This window comes from Streptococcus sp. OMI870, assembly GCF_047460295.1.
Classification (GTDB): Bacteria; Bacillota; Bacilli; order Lactobacillales; family Streptococcaceae; genus Streptococcus.
On record NZ_JASHGM010000003.1, the window covers coordinates 85,725 to 104,187 of the forward strand.

Here is an 18,463-nt window from a genome sequence, read left to right on the forward strand (position 1 = left end):
ACATGACAATTGCAAAAGAAAAAATTGAACGCATCCAAAGGATGGAAGGTTATTTGAACGACTATGCCAAGACTTTGGAAGAAACAAAAAAAGCAGTGGATCGACTAAAAGAGCATCAAGAGAGCTATATCCAACTGCGCGATTATTATAGTAGTCAGGCCTATTTTGATGACTTGGAACTGTCCAATCAAGCTGATTTTCCAGCCGATCTTCCTTGTGGTGTCTTGTCTGAAGATGCCGTCTATGATTTGTTAGACGAGCATTTTCAGATGGGAGTGGAACTCTTGGAGATCGCAACGAAAATGATCAAAGAACGGTGAAATTTCAATCTAAAAGCTCCGGGAAACCGGAGCTTTTAGATTGAGGACAAACGTCATCATAGAAACTTTCCTTAGGTGAGTACGGACGTCAGCGAACTTCGAAGAAGTTCCATGACTTAGTTTTGAACCTAAAGTTTCAAAACTCCCGAGTGCTAGAAACTATCGTGTTTCTAGCACTTTTCTCACGGCGGAAAGTTTCAGTAATGTTTGAATAAACATAACATATATCATTCTAATTCTTTTAGCATTACTTGTGTTAGCTTATCTTGACAAAACCTACCAGTAAAAGAAAATTTTCCAAAATGGACTTTTTTCTTCAGCAAAAAAAGCTCCGGTTTCCCGGGGCTTTTTGTTGGATTAGTGTGAGACACGACGACGTGCTGCTTTTTTGCGGTTTTCTTCGATAAAAGCTGCTTTTTGTTCTTCTGGCTCGATTACTTTTTTCTTGAATGTGTAAACTGCACCTGCGACAGCCGCAACTGTACCAGCAACACCAGTAACAAAACCTTTACCAAATCCTTTAGCCATGAGAATTTCTCCTTTTCTGAACTTTAAATATTTATGTTATAATATATGGTAACGAAAAAACGTGAATTTTGCAAGGAAAAACGATGAAAACCAAGATAATTGTGATTGTGGGACCGACTGCTGTTGGGAAAACAGCTCTTGCGATCGATTTGGCGCAAGCCTTCAATGGTGAGATCATCAGTGGCGATAGCCAGCAAGTCTATCGCAAGCTGGATATTGGAACAGCCAAGGCGACGCCAGAGGAGCAAGCTGCGGCTCCCCATCATTTAATTGATGTACGGGAGGTGACCGAGTCTTACTCGGCCTTTGATTTTGTAGAGGAAGCCAAGCAGGCCATCGAGGATATCACAGCTCGAGGGAAGTTGCCCATCATTGCAGGTGGGACGGGCCTCTACATCCAAAGTCTTCTTGAAGGCTATCATCTTGGTGGTGAAGTTCCCCATGAAGAGATTCTGGCCTATCGGGCTCAATTAGACTTGCTTTCAGACGAAGACTTGTACCAAAGAGTGGCGGAGCAAGGACTTGTGATTCCTCAGATCAATCGTCGTCGGGCCATGCGGGCTCTTGAAATTGCGCATTTGGGGAAAGACCTAGCAAACGAAGAGACCGATTATGAACCTTATCTGATCTGCCTAGATGATGATCGGTCCTTGATCTATGATCGCATCAATCGTCGAGTAGATCGCATGCTAGAGGAGGGCTTATTAGAGGAAGCCCGTTGGCTCTATGACCATTATCCGGATGTGCAAGCCAGTAAAGGGATTGGCTACAAGGAACTCTTTCCTTACTTTAAGGGGGAGCAAATCCTTGAAGAAGCCAGTGAGACCCTCAAGCGCAACACCCGGCGTTTTGCCAAACGGCAGCTGACCTGGTTTCGAAATCGGATGGAAGTAACCTTTTACGCCATTTCTGCCCCCCACTTCAAGGAGCAGGTTCTTGTAGATGTAAAGGAGTTTTTAGAGCATGATTGAAACAGAAAAGAAACAAGAACGCATCCTATTGGTCGGTGTGGAACTTCAAGGCATGGACAATTTTGATATGTCTATGGAGGAGTTGGCCAGCCTAGCTAAAACAGCCGGTGGAGATGTCCGGGGCTCTTATACACAAAAACGGGAGAAATACGACACCAAGACCTTTGTCGGCTCAGGAAAATTAGAAGAAATTGCTCAGATGGTCGAAGCAGATGAGATTACGACAGTGGTAGTCAATAACCGCCTAACACCCCGGCAAAATGTCAATTTAGAAGAAATCCTTGGGGTTAAGGTCATTGACCGGATGCAGCTGATTCTAGATATCTTTGCCATGCGGGCTAGGAGTCATGAAGGGAAGTTGCAGGTGCACTTGGCCCAGCTCAAATACCTCTTGCCACGCCTTGTTGGTCAAGGGATCATGCTCAGCCGTCAGGCTGGGGGAATTGGTTCTCGTGGACCTGGGGAAAGTCAGTTGGAGTTGAACCGCCGGAGCGTTCGCAATCAAATCACCGATATCGAGCGCCAGCTCAAGGCTGTTGAAAAGAACCGGGAAACCCTTCGTGAAAAACGCTTGGAATCACCTGTCTTCAAGATTGGTTTGATCGGCTATACCAATGCAGGAAAGTCGACCATTATGAATCAGCTGACCAGTAAGAGCCAGTATGAAGCCGATGAACTCTTTGCGACTTTGGATGCCACAACCAAGAGCATCCACCTAACAGGCAATCTGCAAGTGACCCTGACCGATACGGTTGGCTTTATTCAGGACTTGCCAACAGAGTTGGTATCGAGCTTTAAGTCGACCCTGGAAGAAAGTAAGAATGTGGATCTCTTGGTCCATGTCATCGATGCTTCCGATCCCAATCATGAAGAGCATGAAAAGACCGTTCTCTCTATCATGAAAGACATAGATATGCTGGAGATTCCTCGCTTAACCCTCTACAACAAAGCGGATAAAGTAACGGACTTTACCCCAACCCAGACACCTTTTAGCTTGATTTCAGCTCGCTCTGAGACAGCCCGTGAGGATCTGCAGGCTTTGTTCCTAGAAAAACTGAGAGAACTCTTTGTTCCCTTTACCATTCGCGTTCCCTTTTCAAAATCCTATCGGACACATGACTTAGAGACGGTCGCGATCATTGACCAGCGCGAATTTGAAGAAGATGTCGAGGTCATTCAAGGCTATATCGCAGAGAAAAATAAGTGGAAGTTGGAAGAATTTTATGACGGATTACGTTGATTTAGCAATAAAATGTGGAGGCTATACCAGCCTCGATCGGGTCTATCTGACCAATCTTTTAAGCACGATCCCTGAGGAATTGCGTCTCCGTGTGATTACGCCTCCCCCAAGTGTGATCAACGCTTATTTCGCAGAGCTCTACCAAAAGAAGAGTCCCAAGGAGGCCATGGATTATTTCTTGGACTTGAGCCGGGCATTTGACCTGTTCACAGTTCAGAAAAGCTTTAATGAACAAAAACCTTTTATCCGCCTCAACTTATCAGGTCAGTCTTATGGCTTGGCCTATGTAAATGGAGAGATAGCCTGTGTCTTTGCTGAACATCCAGCGGCGGAAATCACCCCTTCGATTTTATTCGAAATCGCAGAGATTTTTCCGCATTGTTTGGTCTTTGAAAAAGATGGCAAGATCTGTCTGCAAGAGGCCGGCCCAGAAGTGGTCACTAAAACAGAAGCCCTCTCAGCCCTGACGGATTTGATGACATTGGAAGATGGACGCTTGAAACTGTCAGGTTATAACCAGGAGGAGCTGCTTGAGCATGCTCAAGCCTATCCTTTCAACCATTCGTTCCGTTCAGAGAACCGGACGGCCATGATTTATATAGATAGAAAGTAGACAATGGACATTCAATTTTTAGGAACGGGAGCTGGGCAACCCTCAAAAGCCCGGAATGTATCGAGCTTAGCACTCAAATTGCTGGATGAGATCAATGAAGTCTGGCTCTTTGATTGTGGCGAGGCGACACAGAATCAAATTTTAGAAACGACCATTCGTCCGCGAAAGGTTAGCAAGATCTTTATCACTCACCTACACGGAGACCATATTTTTGGTTTGCCAGGTTTCCTCTCTAGCCGGGCTTTCCAGGCCAATGAAGAGCAGACGGATCTGGATATCTATGGACCAGTAGGGATCAAATCTTTTGTCATGACAAGTCTTCGCGTATCGGGTTCTCGCCTGCCTTATCGCATCCATTTTCATGAATTCGATGAAAACTCTCTAGGAAAAATTTTAGAAACTGATAAATTCACGGTTTATGCGGAAGCTTTGGACCACACCATTTTCTGTGTAGGTTACCGGATTATGCAGAAGGACCTTGAAGGAACACTGGATGCAGAGAAGTTGAAGGCGGCAGGAGTTCCTTTTGGACCGCTCTTTGGGAAAGTCAAAAATGGGCAAGACGTCACCCTGGAAGATGGCACCAAAATCATTGCGGCAGACTATATTTCAGCCCCTCGACCTGGTAAGATTATCACGATCCTAGGAGATACACGGAAGACAAATGCTAGTGTACGACTAGCAGTCAATGCGGATGTTTTGGTCCATGAGTCTACCTATGGCAAGGGCGATGAGAAGATTGCTCGGAAGCACGGACATTCGACCAATATGCAGGCGGCAGAAGTGGCGCGTGAAGCAGGAACCAAACGCCTTCTTCTCAACCATATCAGTGCCCGCTTCCTCTCCAAGGATATCAGTCAATTGCGCAAGGATGCTGCAACAATTTTTGAGAAGGTCCATGTGGTCAAGGACTTAGAAGAAGTGGAAATTTAATGTTACAGGTTCATCGAGAGGAAATAAGATGACAGTTGAAAATCGGTTATTAGATAAAGCAGATTGGTATTTTGAGAAGACCGTAAACAACTATCTGCACAGCTATCAATTACAAGAAGAAGCATTAACCCAAAATGATGTCCGCGAGATTTATCGTTGGGCTGCCAATCACATCGGTTTCTTCCTTACTTGGCTCATCCAGCAGGATGCGAAAGAAACGATGTCTCCTGATGAAGAAACAGCATGCCAGAGTGTAAAAGACGAGCAAACTTTGGGCGTTGATTATCTTTTAGACTGGTGCGATGGTAAGTTGGGAACCATGGATATCAAAGAGGAGTTTCAAGCTTTTGTAAATGACTATTATGAACACCAGTATATGGATGATTATTCCGAATTTGTAGTCAATGACTTGGATGACTTGCCTTTAGAATTTTTAGGTAGCTGGGAGGATTATCACCTCTTTGCTCCTATCATTGATGATGCTTATGCTGACTACTTAGCTGGAATAAGATTTCATTAATAGGACCAACCCATTGAAAGGAATAGAGATGCGAACTATCATCATCACAGGAGCGAGTGGAGGTCTGGCACAGGAAATGGTCAAACTCCTTCCTGAGGACCGGCTCATTCTCTTAGGCAGAAATCAAGAAAAACTAGAACAACTCTATGCTGACCATCCTCAGAAAGAATGCATCGGGATCGATATCACGGATTCATCAGCTGTCCAAAAGCTCGTCCAAGAGCTCTATCAGCGCTATGGAAAGATAGATGTCTTGGTCAACAATGCTGGGTATGGGATCTTTGAAGAGTTTGATAGTATTTCTGACCAGCAGGTGCGAGAGATGTTTGAAGTCAATACCTTTGCCCTCATGCAGCTTTCACGCTTGATCGGTGCCCGCATGAAGGCAGCAGGCAAGGGGCACATTGTCAATATCGTCAGCATGGCGGGACTGGTCGCAACAGCCAAATCCAGCCTTTATTCTGCTACAAAGTTTGCGGCCATTGGCTTTTCTAACGCTTTGCGTTTGGAACTCATGCCCTTTGGTGTCCATGTGACGACGGTTAATCCAGGCCCCATTCGGACTAGTTTCTTTGACCAGGCAGATCCTGATGGAAGCTATGTCAAGGCTGTGGACCGTTATATTTTGGAACCAGACTTTGTAGCCAAGAAAATTGTGAAGAACTTTGGAAAAGCAAAACGCGAGCTCAATCTTCCTTGGCTCTTGAACCTGACCCACAAGCTCTATACCCTTTTCTCACGCATCTCAGACAAGCTAGCCAGCAAGATGTTTAACTACAAATAGGAGGAGCCAGATGGCCGCAAATATTCAAGCCTATTTAGAAAATCTCCAGCAACCCTGGGGACAGATCTATTATGATATTCTTTTTGACCAATTACAGGATATCAAGGGCAAGCGAGTCCTTGATTTCGGCAGTGGCTTCGGTCTCGTGGCTAACCACCTGGCACAAGCCAATGAGGTCCTTGCTGTGGAACCAAACGAGGAAATGGTGGCCTTGCGTGCCCAGGACCACCCCTACCAGCAACTGGTCGGAAGTCTGGACCAGTTAGCAAGTCTTGAAGATGCTAGCTTTGAGGTCATCCTTTGCCACAATGTCTTGGAGTATGTAGGGAATCGCGAGTCTGTTCTCAAGGCATTCACCCGGCTCTTGAAACCAGGAGGTCTACTCTCCATTGTCAAGCACAATGAAGTTGGCCGCGTCCTGCAGACGGTGGTCTTTGAAAATGATACTCAGAAAGCGCTCGATCTCCTAGCAGGTCAGGATCTGGAAACCCACTCCATGGGCTTGGCCCAGGCCTATGATCTAGATAGAGCAGTCGAAGACCTAGCTCTCGAAGTCCAGGACTACCAAGGAATTCGAGTCTTTTATGCCTTGCAGGACAATCGCTTCAAGGACCAAGAGGGTTGGCGAGAGTCCATGCTTCAGATGGAACTGGCCGTTTGCCAGGAGTCCCCTTATCGGGATATGGCCTTCTTCCAGCACTATAGGTTAAAAAGGAGTTAAGATGTTAGAGTACAAACAAGATATTCCAGCGATGACAGACCTAGTCGCACTCTACAGCTCGGTCGGCTGGACCAATTATACCAATAACCCAACCATGCTAGAAGAAGCTGTCGAAGCCAGTCTTTGGCAGTTAGCAGTCTTTGATGAGGAAGCGTTAGTAGCCTACATTCGCTTGGTAGGAGACGGTCACTCGGTCCTGTTGGTGCAAGACCTCTTGGTGCGACCAGATTACCAGCGCCAAGGCATCGGAAGGAAACTTTTAAAAGAGGCTTTAACGACCTTCCCACATGTCTATCAACGGCTCCTTGTTACTGAACGGAGCGAGAAAAATCTAGCCTTTTACCAGTCTCTCGGCTTTGTCGAACTTTCCGAGCAAGCCTGTACAGGGATGATCTATAAAAATTGACGGAGAGAGAGTGGGACAGAAGTCCTAGCCTCTTAATTGTTTTTGGATTGTCGAGCAAGACGCAGTGGTTGAGTGGGCTCTACTACGCTGATTTCATCAGCTTTTACAGCCCTACTCAACTGTGCGGAGGTGGGACGACGAAATCGAATTCTAACGAATTACCGATTTCTGTCCCACTCTCTTTTCTTGTTTCTCCTGACATTCCTTGTAAATAATGGTAGAATAGAGTTAGATCATTGAATACGTTGAGGAGTATTTCAAATTGTGTGGCCCCTTCATCATCTAGTTCTTGCTAGTTCTCTAGCTAACTTTTGGAAGTTTTCTATTTTTGGAGGTAGATCTATGAAAAACAAACGTTATTCCTTTATATTCCTAGTTCCCATCCTATTCTTAACGATGGTTCTAAGCAGTTGTAAGATCATGACATCGAGTGATTACAAAAAGGCTAAAGAAGTTGTTAGTAGTGAGCTTGCTCAAGTTGGTCTGCATGGAACTGTTACCATAAACAAACTGGATTGGACTGCTTTGGAATTCCCACAGTATCATGTAAGCTACACCTACTCTGAGAAAACCTACGATGATCAAACGGTGTCATTAGAACAGAAAACAACTTTTGCGGGTGACTGGTCAGATTCATATAATGACCATCTTCCAGAATATAAGAAAGCTTTTTTGGAGCAGAAATCTATTAAAGAACTGGAAGATAAAATTGAGAAACAATTAAAGAAGCAAAAGATCGGTCTCCCTATTCATTTCATTAGTTTCTTTGGGGACTTTTTTAAAGAAGAGAAAGAGGCAAGGTTGGATGCCATTGCCACCCAAAATCTTAAAGAAGGAAAGAAGGACTTTGCTGGCTACTATCAGATTCCTTTTCAGACTCTAATTGACCAAGAGTTAGTTGATATGACCATTTATATAGATGATGCCGTATCCGTTAAGGAGCAAGACCTAAAAGCGGCAGCTAAAAAGCTAGATGCGAGTAAATTACCAGATGGTGCCTATAATTTCTACTATTCCAAAGATAGTTACGTCGATTCCATCAGTTACTCCTTCAAAGTTAAAGATAGGAAAATTGTTTTTTATGAAGATCAAAACAAACCAGAATAAGAGAAGCATATACAAAAAAAGATCTAGTCACGTTTGACTAGATCTTTCATGTTTCTTAGAAGTCTTCTTTCTTCTTAAGTGTTATAGAAGCAATAGCTGTAGCGACGAATGTCAAACCAGTTACAAGAAGTCCTAAATGATCTTCAGTTCCTGTTGAAGGAAGAGATTTTTTATTTTCTTTAGGTTTGTCACTAGATTTAGGAGTTTCACTAGATTTAGGTTTGTCGTTAGACTTAGGTTTATCTCCATTTGGTGATGGAGGTGTTGATGATTTCGGTTTATCTGTTGATGGTGGAGGTGTTGATGATTTCGGTTTATCTGTTGATGGTGGAGGTGGAAGAAGTTTATTCACCACGTTTCCTTTATCAACAACAAGGTTTGTAGCAGCAACATAGTCGCTTACAGAAACTTTGATAACTTCATTTGAAAGTTGGTAACCACTTGGAGCAGAGAGCTCTTTGATTACGTAATCTTTCGCTTCAAATCCAACAAAGCTTGCAAGTCCATCTTGACCAGAAATTGCTTGCGCTTGGCCTTGTCCATATGGGTTTGCAACAGGTGTGACCCCATCTGCTTCAAAGAGTCCAAAAACGGCACCTGCAAGATAATCACCCTTTTCATTCACTTTCCGCACTTTAAGTGTATAGAGTTTTAATTCAGGGGTATCAATTGTTGGTGGGGTTGGTGGAATCACCTTGTTGATAAAGGTTTTCTTGTCACCATAAGAAACTACCGCTTGAATCGCATTTGATGCTTCATCTTTTGTGACGGTAACTGTGACATCCACTTGACCTTCATCATATTGGATGTTTGCCTTATCAGCTGGTACGACTTCTTTAATGGTATATTGATGAGTACCAATCATCGCTTCCGTGTAGGCGATCGCATCAAATGTCACTGTACCATCTGCAGCATTTTGTTTTGTTTGAAGAACAGTTCCATTTTCGTCCAAGAGGTTAAAGCTAAATTCACCACCTTGAAGGTCACGACCTTCTAAAATCTTACTTGTGGTAATTTGTTTTTCACTTGGAGTTGGAGGTGTCGGAGGTGTATACGTGTTGGTAAAAGTAGGAGTATCCTTTTTACCGTCGTATTGCACATCCGCATTCAATTGTCCATTTTCGTCTTTTGTAACAGTTACTGTTACAGTATGAACAGTTTCATCATAAGAAATAGCTGATTCCGGTGTAGCTGGTTTTTGTTCAGCGATTGTGTAAGTGAAAGTACCGGCCTTGCTATAGGTTACTGGATTGAAGAGAATATCACCATTCTCACCATTTGTCTTGGTATCAAGGACTGTACCATTTTGATCCTTGAGAAGGAAAGTAAATTCATTGGCTTTTAGGGTACGATCGCTTGCCCCATTGATCGCCAATACTTTTTTCGCTTTAAATTGAGCGGTCGTTGGTTTCTCTGTTGGAGGAACTGGAGTTGGAGGTGTCGGAGGTGTCTTCGTATTTGTGAAGGTATCTCCTTGTTCTGTATCTCCACCTGAGTAAGTCACAGTAGCGACGAGTTTGTCGTTTGCTTTCTTCACAGCAACAGTAGCCGTGATGGTTTGTGTGCTATAGTTGATAGAAGCATCCGTACCTTTGTTTTCGGTAATGGTGTAAGTGTGTGTTCCTTCTGCAGTATAAGAAAGTTCCTTAAAGGTGACAGTACCATCTGCCTTGTTCTTGGCAGTTTCAAGGGTAGTGTTTCCTTCTTTCAAGACAAATTCAAATTGATTGTCTGTCAATGGTAAGTTTGTTTCACCTTCTTTAAGGAGCTTTTTCACTTGAAGTGTAGCTGTTACACTTTCTGTTTTAGGAGCATCTTTTTTGTTGGTGAACGTATCTGTGTCAGTTTGACCATCAGAGTAGCTAACTTGTTCTACAACTAAAGCATTGTCTTTTTCAACCACTACAACCGTAGCCGTGATGGTTTGCTCACTGTAGGTAATGGTTTTGTCACTACCTTTTGTTTCAGTGATGGTATAGTTGAATGTCCCCGCTTTGTCTACAGTGATGGTATCAAAAGTAATCGAACCATCTTTTTTGTTCTTAGCTGTACCAACAACTTTATCGTTTGAATCTTTTGCAACAAACTCAAAGTCATCGCCCTTAAGTTCACCACCTTCAAATGCTTTTTTAAGGTTTAAGGTCACCTTAGCATTGAAAACTTTTGGTTTAGTTGAAGTGTTGACAACTTTGATATCATTCGACTCATTGATTGGTTCAACTTTTGAAGTATATCCATCAGGTGTGTTTGTTTCCACTACGGAGTACTCAATCTTCTTACCGTCTTTGATACCAGGTAAGTTAGTGAAATCAGCTTTCCAACCAGAAGCTTTTGTAAGAGTTTGTGTCAACCCTTCCAAGGCTTGGCCGTCAGCATACAATTGAACAGTGATATCTTTACGGTCAGCTTCTTCGTCACCAACCCATTCTTTCTGAACGGTCACAGTTGTATCACCAGAAACCCAGAATTTCAACTCATTGTTGTTCCAGAAGGCTGGATCTGTTTGAGGTGTTGTGATTTCATCTGAAGTCAAGGTAGCGTTGTTATCGATACGGATAGTTGTCTTAGGAATTAATGTCCAGTATTCAACGATTAACTCATCGTCTGTAGCTGTTTTGAATACATCACTGACATCTGATAAATTCACAGTAAATCCATTGCCGTCAGCATCGAATTTCACATGTTTCCAGAAGTCCCAACCTGAAGCAACCACTTGTCCACCTTTTCTTAAAGTGAAGGATGGTTTCAAGTAAGTACCCACGAAGAATTCACTTGCAGCGTGATTGGCAGCTGGAGCAAAAGTGATTTTTGAGTAATCGACGGCTGGAGCTTGGATTTTATCTGAAACAACTGGGTTTGTGATGGCTTGTTTTTTGCCATCTCCGTTGATACGGATGAACCATTTTGTTAGATAGTAGTCATCTCCAACATTCATCCATGCATAGTTTTCAGATGCATCTAATTTGAATTGCTTAGTTACATAGGAACCATCTTGGTTGTACTTATTCAATACAGATTCAAATACACCAGGTCCATCAGGACGAGTGATTACCACTGATTCAGAACCTACTTTTGAAGTAGCTGTTTTGTTACCAGGGTTTCCTGGAGTGTTATCCCATTCCGCTTTGTATGAGAATCTACCTTTTACGTTTTGGTTCATGGATTCGATGGCTTTTTTAAAGGTAAAAGTAATCTTTTTGTTTGTCATCGAAATGGTCGCGACTTCAGCTCCATTTGCTTGGAGGGATTGAGTTGCAACTTCCGTAATATTGACACCTTCAGGAGCATCAATGGTGAACGTATCACCTTCTTTGACCGACTTCCCAGTTAAATCCCAGTCAAATGAAAATGTAACTTTTTGTCCACTTGTCTGAGCCTTTAAATTGGTGACAGTTGGTGAAACAGTGGCTGCACTGACAGGTTTGATCACAGACAATCCTAAGGCTACCACAGCGATGATAGCTACAAATGCAACTATCTTTTTATAAAGAGATTTCAATTGGCCTCATTTCCTTTCTTTTGCATGCCTTCTCCCCTTTTTCTATATAGTGATTTATCCTAAAACAGAAAGGCTTCTAATTTCTACTCCTTGAAACTAGTCGCCTTATTTGATGATGGATCTATAAACGATCTGTTAGCTAAAAGTAACAACCTCAGCGATCAGATCCGCATCAAAGCCTCTAATTACGTTTGTTTACATAGAAAAATAAGGTGAATGACAAGCTTAGTAATGTTAAAACGATAATAAACGTTCGAAATTATAACAGAATAATCATCCCATCACATATTTAAAAAGATTATTATCATAATATATTATAAGTTTTTGTACCTATAAGTCAAGCCAAATGCAACAAAAATAGAGGTTGCTGTTCATTTTGTTTCAAGATCTGTCTGACCCTTTATTTCCCGACATTTCTTGCTTTCATGATATAATAATCAGATAAGAAAAAGAGGAGACTAAAAGCTAGATGATCACTTCAAAATACGATTGGCAGTTAGCTTCGCCAAGTGCAGATGAGGCCTTTTTAGCCCTTGCTAAAAAAGCAGGCCTAGAAGCGTCCGTAGCAACCTTACTGTATGAGCGTGGCATTCAGACCAAAGAGGATTTAGAAGACTTTTTAGAACCCAAGTTAGAGAACCTTCACGACCCTTATTTGCTCCATGATATGGACAAGGCTGTGGAGCGCATTCGACGGGCCATCGAAGATTACGAGCAGATCCTCATCTATGGAGACTATGACGCGGACGGGATGACTTCGGCCTCTATTATGAAGGAAACTTTGGAGCAGATGGGAGCAGAGGTGCAAGTCTACCTACCCAACCGCTTCACAGACGGCTATGGTCCCAATGAGAGTGTCTACAAGTACTTTATCGAGCAGCAAGGTATTTCTTTGATTGTCACGGTGGACAATGGTGTCGCGGGTAATCAAGCCATCGCCATGGCCCAGGCAATGGGAGTAGATGTCATTGTAACGGACCACCACTCTATGCCAGAGGACTTGCCGGATGCTTATGCGATCATCCATCCGGAGCATCCAGATGCGGCTTATCCCTTCCATTATCTAGCAGGTTGTGGTGTGGCCTTTAAGTTGGCCTGTGCCCTCTTAGAAGAAGTGCCGGTTGATCTTTTAGATTTGGTCGCGATCGGGACCATCGCTGACATGGTGAGTCTGACAGATGAAAATCGAATTCTGGTTAAATACGGTCTGGGTGTTCTCCAACATACCCAGAGGATGGGCTTGCAGGAGCTTTTGGAGATCGCAGGGATTCGTCTGGAGGATGTCAATGAAGAAACAATTGGCTTTCAGATCGCCCCTCGTCTCAATGCCCTTGGTCGCCTCGATGACCCAAATCCAGCCATCGAACTACTGACTGGTTTTGACGATGAAGAAGCGCACGAGATTGCTCTCATGATTCATCAAAAGAATGAGGAACGAAAAGAGATCGTCCAAAGCATCTACGACGAAGCTAAAACCATGGTCGACCCAAGCTTGTCTGCCCAGGTCTTGGCTAAAGAAGGCTGGAATCCGGGAGTGCTTGGCATTGTTGCCGGTCGTCTCTTAGAAGAACTTCACCAGCCGGTTGTTGTTTTAAGCATCGAAGATGGACGGGCTAAAGGAAGTGCTCGAAGTCCTGAGTCGGTCAATATCTTTGATGCCCTTGATCCCCACCGGTCGCTCTTTGTCGCCTTTGGAGGACATGCCGGTGCAGCAGGGATGACGCTCGAGGTGGACCAACTTCCTGCCCTATCTCAGGCCCTTACGGATTACATTAGAGAGCAAGAGATTGATCTCAGTAGCAAGTCTAGCTTAGCCATCGATGAGGAACTGCATCTAACAGAACTAACGCTTGAAACCTTGAAAAGCTTTGAACGCTTGAGTCCTTTTGGCATGGACAATAAAAAGCCCGTCTTTCTGGTCCGTAATTTCAAGGTAGAAGGAGCGCGCTCAATGGGTGCTGGCAATACCCACTTGAAACTCAAAATTTCTCAAGAAGATGCGACCTTTGAGGTGGTTGCCTTTGGCTTGGGGAGCTTAGAGGCGGAGTTTGCCCAGGCGCAAGACTTAGAGTTAGCCGTGCAATTGTCTGTCAACCAATGGAATGGCCAAACAACCCTTCAGCTCATGCTGGTCGATGCGCGTGTGGATGGCGTACAGCTCTTTAATATCCGTTCCAAAACTGCCAGCCTCCCTGCTGGTGTTCCTGTTCTCAACTTTACCAAAGAACTGCCTGATCTAGCGGGCGCTTCTGCTGTTGTAGTCGGAAATATCCCTGAGGATTTAGAGTCCTTACGGCAAATTTTCCAAGAGCATGATTTTCAGGCTGTCTATTTCAAAAATGAGATCCCCAAAGCCTATTATCTGACAGGGTACGGGAGCAGGGACCAGTATGCTAAACTCTATAAGACCATCTACCAGTATCCTGAGTTCGATGTCCGCTACAAACTGAAAGACCTAGCAGCCTATCTCAAGATCCAGCAGATCCTCTTGGTCAAAATGATCCAGATTTTCCAAGAGCTGGGCTTTGTGACCATTGAAAATGGGGTCATGAAGGTCAATAAAGAAGCAGAAAAACGGGAAATCGCTGAAAGTAGCATCTACCAAAATCTCAAACAAACCGTGAAAGAGCAGGAGTTGATGGCCCTTGGAACGGTTCGTGAAATCTATGACTATCTGACAGGACATGCCTTATGAAAAAACACCTAAAACAGTTCCTCTGGCTCAGCCCCTTCCTGCTTGTTGCTTTTTATTGGTTGGGAATCTACCTGAGCTTGAAGAACCCCATGGAAGAAATTAACTACTCTGAAAATGGTGGATGGATGCGCTATGTGATGTTTAATCCTTATACGCAGATCATTGGAAGTGATGATACTTTTCAAGAGGGTGAAGGACATAAAACTTTCTCTTTTTCCAAAAATATTGTCGATGATAAGCAACATCTTTCTGTAACAGTATTTAAGGGTACTTCTGATTGGTTATATTTGTATGATCATGAGTTGGATAGTAAAACCATGATTGGATTTGGATTTGTTTATGACTCTCATAAAAAAGCTATAGTGCAAGAAAAAGTATATCTAGAAACAGATAACAAAATCTATAAAGACCGGCAACTTCTTGATCAACTTGCCGCCTACGGCAAAGACCGCACTTGGTTGAAAAAGCAAAGTAAGAAAGTTGTTGAACAGTATATCCTTGGTACCTGGTTCAAGAATGGAAGTTCCCGCTATTCCTTGAAAAACTTGGGAGATATGAAAATTGAGTACAACAAATTGATAGAAGAGTAGTAAGTTTTTTGGGATCCAATCCCACATCATTTTTCGGATGTGGGATTTTTGCATTTGACGCGGAGACTTGGGAAAATGATTTGGCAAAAATGATGCATGTTAGTAGAATTCATGGTATAATGGAATGTAAAAATTTTTTATGAAAGAAAGTTAACCATGAATTTAAAAGATTACATTGCAAGCATTGAAAACTATCCACAAGAAGGAATTACCTTCCGTGATATCAGCCCTTTGATGGCAGATGGCAATGCTTATAGTTATGCGGTTCGTGAAATCGTTCAATACGCAACCGATAAGAAGATCGATATGATCGTCGGTCCTGAAGCGCGTGGGTTCATCGTTGGATGTCCGGTCGCTTTTGAATTGGGAATTGGATTTGCGCCTGTTCGTAAACCTGGAAAATTGCCTCGTGAAGTCATCTCTGCTGACTACGAAAAAGAATACGGTGTGGATACCTTGACCATGCACGCCGATGCTATCAAACCAGGCCAACGCGTCCTGATCGTTGATGACCTTTTGGCAACTGGTGGTACGGTGAAAGCAACCATCGAAATGATCGAAAAACTCGGTGGAGTGGTTGCAGGGTGTGCCTTCTTGATCGAGTTGGATGAATTGAAAGGTCGCGAAGCGATCGGCGATTACGACTACAAAGTCTTGATGCATTACTAATATAGTCTAATGCTATAACTAGATACAGAAAAACCATAATTGAAAACTATAAGCTCCTATCATATAATGTTAGTTAAGAACTTGTAAGATGGGAGCTTTTTATGCCAATTACTCTAGATAAAAAATTACCAGCAGTCGATATCCTTCGTTCAGAAAATATTTTTGTCATGGATGATGTTCGGGCGACTCACCAGGATATTCGGCCCATGAATGTTCTCATTCTTAATCTGATGCCGACCAAGGTTGCGACAGAAACCCAGCTCTTACGCCTCTTGGCCAATACGCCCTTGCAGATCAATGTGGATTTCCTCTATATGGCGAGCCATGAGTCCAAGAATACAGCGGCAGAACATTTGGAGAGCTTCTACAAGACCTTTGAGGATATCAAGGATAATTACTATGACGGTTTGATTGTGACAGGAGCACCTGTCGAAAAGATGGACTTTGAAGAAGTGGACTACTGGGATGAGTTGACCCAGGTCTTTAAATGGGCCAAGCGTCATGTTTTTTCCACCTTGCACCTCTGTTGGGGAGCTCAGGCTGGTCTTTACTACCGTTACGGGATTCAAAAAGTAGAGCTCTGTGACAAGCTATCCGGTATCTATGACCAAGTAGTGGTGCGTCCGGAAAGTCTTCTCATGAGAGGCTTTGACGATCGCTTCCTTGCCCCTCATTCTCGCTATACGGATGTTCCTTTGAAGGAAGTCCTTGAAAAGAGCAATCTTCAGGTGATCGCGCAAGGAAATGAAGTTGGCCTTTCCATCATTGCCAGTCCAGACATGCGTGAGGTGTATAGCTTTGGCCATCTGGAGTATGATCGCGATACGCTGGCTAAGGAATATAACCGAGATGTCAAGGCAGGCTTGGATCCGGATGTTCCTAAGAATTATTTTGATCACGATGATGCCAGTACAGAGCCTCGCATTCGCTGGAATCTAGCTGCGACAACCTTCTTTAGTAATTGGATCAACTATGCGGTTTATCAAGAAACACCTTACCGCTTGGAAGAATTGGAAAAAGATATTTCATTTTATGGTTACCTATAAAGGGGAATTATGACATATTCACAAGCATTTAAGTATGGCAACTTGGTTCTTCCAAGTGCCTTGCTTTTTCATTATCATGAGTTATTTGACCAGGCAGATGACTACTTGGTTTGGCAGTTTTTCTTCCTTCAAAATACGACTGGTCAAGAGACCTTGACTCCCAATCAGATTGCCAGTCATCTGGGAAAAACGGTGACAGAGGTCAATCGGATTATGTCCAATTTGACCACCAAGGGACTTCTTCAATATCGGACCATTGAGCTTAATGGAGAAATTGAGGCCATCTTTGATGCGACCATAGCCCTGGAACGCTTGGATGAAATTTTAGACGCTCAGACACAAGGGAAGACACAGAGTGCTCCTGCCAAGGGAAATGTCATCAAGGACTTGGTGGAAACCTTCCAACAGGAGCTTGGACGACTCTTGACGCCTTTTGAGATTGAAGATTTGACCAAGACCGTGCGCGAGGATCAGACAGATCCAGATGTGATCAAGGCAGCGCTACGAGAAGCTGTTTTTAATGGCAAGCCTCACTGGAAATATATCCAGGCCATTTTGCGAAACTGGCGCAGTGAAGGCATCAACAGCCTGGTCCAAGTAGAGGCGAAACTACAAGAACGCGAGCAAGCCAACCCACGCAATGTGACAGTTTCAGACGATTTCTTACAGGCCATGGATTTGTGGAAGGATTAAAAAACTAGCACTCATAAAGTGCTAGTTTTTTTCGTTTATAAATAGTCCGCGTAAGCTTTTTCTAGTTTGGTCAGGAGTTCTTGCTTTTCTTCGTCGCTAGCAAAGGAAGCTTGGATAGCATCGACATTGTGCTGGTAAAAATCAGCTGGCGTCGTTTGGAAGTGGTGGTGGTAGAGCTTGTATTCCTTGGTTAAATCCGTATCAGATACGGTCCGGTTATCGGTGTTGATACTGATGTGAGCATGTGCTTCCTTCATCTTGAGGTAAGGGAAGTCTTCCACAGTTGCAGCTGCTTTGGTTTGAAGGTTACTTGTCAAGCAGAGCTCACCGGTGACCCCATTTTTTACAAACTCTTTTAGAAGTTCTGGTTCAACAGCTAGTAAGGTCACATGACCATTTCGTTTGATACTATAGGCCATGGATTGAGCGACATTGGCTGGGCAGTGGCATTCTCCTGCATGAAGGGTCATGGGCCGGTTGTAACTGTTGACCTGTTGGATGAGGGCCTCAATGGCTTGTGGTGGATAGTGGTGCTCATCTCCAGCGAAGTCAAAACCAACAAAATATTGATCCCTAACCTGGTTAGCTTCGGCAAGGATACGAGAGGTGAGTTCTTGGTCCGACTGGCGCATGCCACAAACGAGGGCTTTGGCTGTAATGCCAAATTCATCCTGGGCTTGGCGCAATCCTTCACAGACAGCATCGATAGTTTCTGGGACGGTAAGTCCTTGGTCCATGGACAACTCTGGGGCAAAACGAACCTCGATATAGAGGACATTCTCCAGAGCCGCTTGCTTAGCCACATCGTAAGCAGCAAGGGTCAGGGCTTCCTTGGTCTGAAGGAGAGGGCGAATGTAGTCAAAGGCCTCCAAATAGTCCAAAAGATTCTCACAGTGGGCAGGGGCAGTGACATGGTGTTTGAGCTCCTCATCGCTAGCAGGAAGGTCAATATTGGCCAGGGCTGCCAATTGGCGAATAGTCGGAAGAGACAAGGAACCGTCTAAGTGACAGTGGAGTTCCGTCTTTGCCAAACTATGAAAGTCAATTGTGGACATATTTTTTCTCCTTAAAATGTATTTTTTCTATACTATCATTTTGCTAAGAAAAGTCAAGTAAAGCTAGCGTAGC

At 43.7% G+C, this 18,463-nt stretch carries 18 protein-coding genes; 15 read left to right on the plus strand and 3 right to left on the minus strand.

What is annotated here, in order from left to right; genetic code table 11:
- The first annotated feature begins 2 nt into the window (after positions 1–2).
- A complete protein-coding gene (locus QM968_RS06510) occupies positions 3–320 on the plus strand; it encodes a DUF4298 domain-containing protein (RefSeq protein WP_009731333.1) in 318 nt (105 codons plus the stop codon).
- A 357-nt stretch (positions 321–677) separates the two neighbouring features.
- Here the strand turns inward: QM968_RS06510 and QM968_RS06515 are convergent, their stop codons facing one another.
- The gene (locus QM968_RS06515; RefSeq protein ID WP_003002781.1) at positions 678–848 is read right to left on the minus strand and encodes a DUF3042 family protein; all 171 of its coding nucleotides are present in this window, start codon (positions 846–848) and stop codon (positions 678–680) included.
- A gap of 83 nt (positions 849–931) precedes the next feature.
- On the opposite strand from QM968_RS06515, the gene miaA reads away from it, so the two are divergent.
- From miaA to QM968_RS06560, 9 genes are all read left to right on the plus strand, one after another.
- The gene (miaA, locus tag QM968_RS06520; RefSeq protein ID WP_414383069.1) at positions 932–1,819 is read left to right on the plus strand and encodes a tRNA (adenosine(37)-N6)-dimethylallyltransferase MiaA; all 888 of its coding nucleotides are present in this window, start codon (positions 932–934) and stop codon (positions 1,817–1,819) included.
- Positions 1,812–3,059, plus strand: coding sequence for a GTPase HflX (gene hflX, locus QM968_RS06525; protein ID WP_414383071.1), 1,248 nt, complete (start codon positions 1,812–1,814; stop codon positions 3,057–3,059). Before miaA ends, hflX begins: the two co-directional genes overlap by 8 nt.
- Entirely contained in the window at positions 3,043–3,672 is a 630-nt protein-coding gene (locus tag QM968_RS06530; RefSeq protein ID WP_414383073.1) for a cystathionine beta-lyase, read from the plus strand. Before hflX ends, QM968_RS06530 begins: the two co-directional genes overlap by 17 nt.
- Before the next feature lie 3 nt (positions 3,673–3,675).
- Positions 3,676–4,605: a ribonuclease Z gene (gene rnz / locus QM968_RS06535; protein ID WP_414383075.1), complete on the plus strand. Its 930-nt coding sequence runs from the start codon at positions 3,676–3,678 to the stop codon at positions 4,603–4,605.
- Positions 4,606–4,633: 28 nt separating this feature from the next.
- Entirely contained in the window at positions 4,634–5,125 is a 492-nt protein-coding gene (locus tag QM968_RS06540) for a hypothetical protein (RefSeq protein ID WP_414383077.1), read from the plus strand.
- Positions 5,126–5,153: 28 nt separating this feature from the next.
- A complete protein-coding gene (locus QM968_RS06545) occupies positions 5,154–5,909 on the plus strand; it encodes an SDR family NAD(P)-dependent oxidoreductase (RefSeq protein WP_414383079.1) in 756 nt (251 codons plus the stop codon).
- A 10-nt stretch (positions 5,910–5,919) separates the two neighbouring features.
- Entirely contained in the window at positions 5,920–6,630 is a 711-nt protein-coding gene (locus QM968_RS06550; RefSeq protein ID WP_414383081.1) for a class I SAM-dependent methyltransferase, read from the plus strand.
- 1 nt (position 6,631) lies between these two features.
- The gene (locus QM968_RS06555) at positions 6,632–7,036 is read left to right on the plus strand and encodes a GNAT family N-acetyltransferase (RefSeq protein ID WP_414383083.1); all 405 of its coding nucleotides are present in this window, start codon (positions 6,632–6,634) and stop codon (positions 7,034–7,036) included.
- Positions 7,037–7,378: 342 nt separating this feature from the next.
- Positions 7,379–8,143 (plus strand): hypothetical protein, encoded by a 765-nt coding sequence (locus QM968_RS06560; protein ID WP_414383085.1) that lies wholly within the window; start codon positions 7,379–7,381, stop codon positions 8,141–8,143.
- Between the two features lie 55 nt (positions 8,144–8,198).
- Here QM968_RS06560 and QM968_RS06565 read toward each other — a convergent pair whose 3' ends face one another.
- Positions 8,199–11,642, minus strand: a complete 3,444-nt coding sequence (locus tag QM968_RS06565) for a Spy0128 family protein (RefSeq protein WP_414383087.1) — start codon at positions 11,640–11,642, stop codon at positions 8,199–8,201.
- A gap of 469 nt (positions 11,643–12,111) precedes the next feature.
- On the opposite strand from QM968_RS06565, the gene recJ reads away from it, so the two are divergent.
- The 5 genes from recJ to QM968_RS06590 all read left to right on the plus strand — a co-directional run bounded on the left by recJ (position 12,112) and on the right by QM968_RS06590 (position 17,335).
- Positions 12,112–14,337: a single-stranded-DNA-specific exonuclease RecJ gene (recJ, locus tag QM968_RS06570; protein WP_414383089.1), complete on the plus strand. Its 2,226-nt coding sequence runs from the start codon at positions 12,112–12,114 to the stop codon at positions 14,335–14,337.
- Entirely contained in the window at positions 14,334–14,927 is a 594-nt protein-coding gene (locus tag QM968_RS06575) for a TipC family immunity protein (protein ID WP_414383091.1), read from the plus strand. The genes recJ and QM968_RS06575 overlap by 4 nt, the downstream gene beginning before the upstream one ends.
- Positions 14,928–15,083: 156 nt before the next feature.
- Positions 15,084–15,596 carry an adenine phosphoribosyltransferase gene (locus QM968_RS06580; RefSeq protein WP_006154681.1) on the plus strand — a complete coding sequence of 171 codons (513 nt, stop codon included), beginning with the start codon at positions 15,084–15,086 and terminating at the stop codon, positions 15,594–15,596.
- A gap of 101 nt (positions 15,597–15,697) precedes the next feature.
- Positions 15,698–16,642 carry a homoserine O-acetyltransferase MetA gene (metA, locus tag QM968_RS06585; RefSeq protein ID WP_009731317.1) on the plus strand — a complete coding sequence of 315 codons (945 nt, stop codon included), beginning with the start codon at positions 15,698–15,700 and terminating at the stop codon, positions 16,640–16,642.
- A gap of 9 nt (positions 16,643–16,651) precedes the next feature.
- Positions 16,652–17,335, plus strand: coding sequence for a DnaD domain-containing protein (locus tag QM968_RS06590; protein WP_371496579.1), 684 nt, complete (start codon positions 16,652–16,654; stop codon positions 17,333–17,335).
- Positions 17,336–17,370: 35 nt separating this feature from the next.
- Here QM968_RS06590 and add read toward each other — a convergent pair whose 3' ends face one another.
- Entirely contained in the window at positions 17,371–18,390 is a 1,020-nt protein-coding gene (gene add, locus QM968_RS06595; RefSeq protein WP_414325797.1) for an adenosine deaminase, read from the minus strand.
- Between the last annotated feature and the right edge of the window lie 73 nt (positions 18,391–18,463).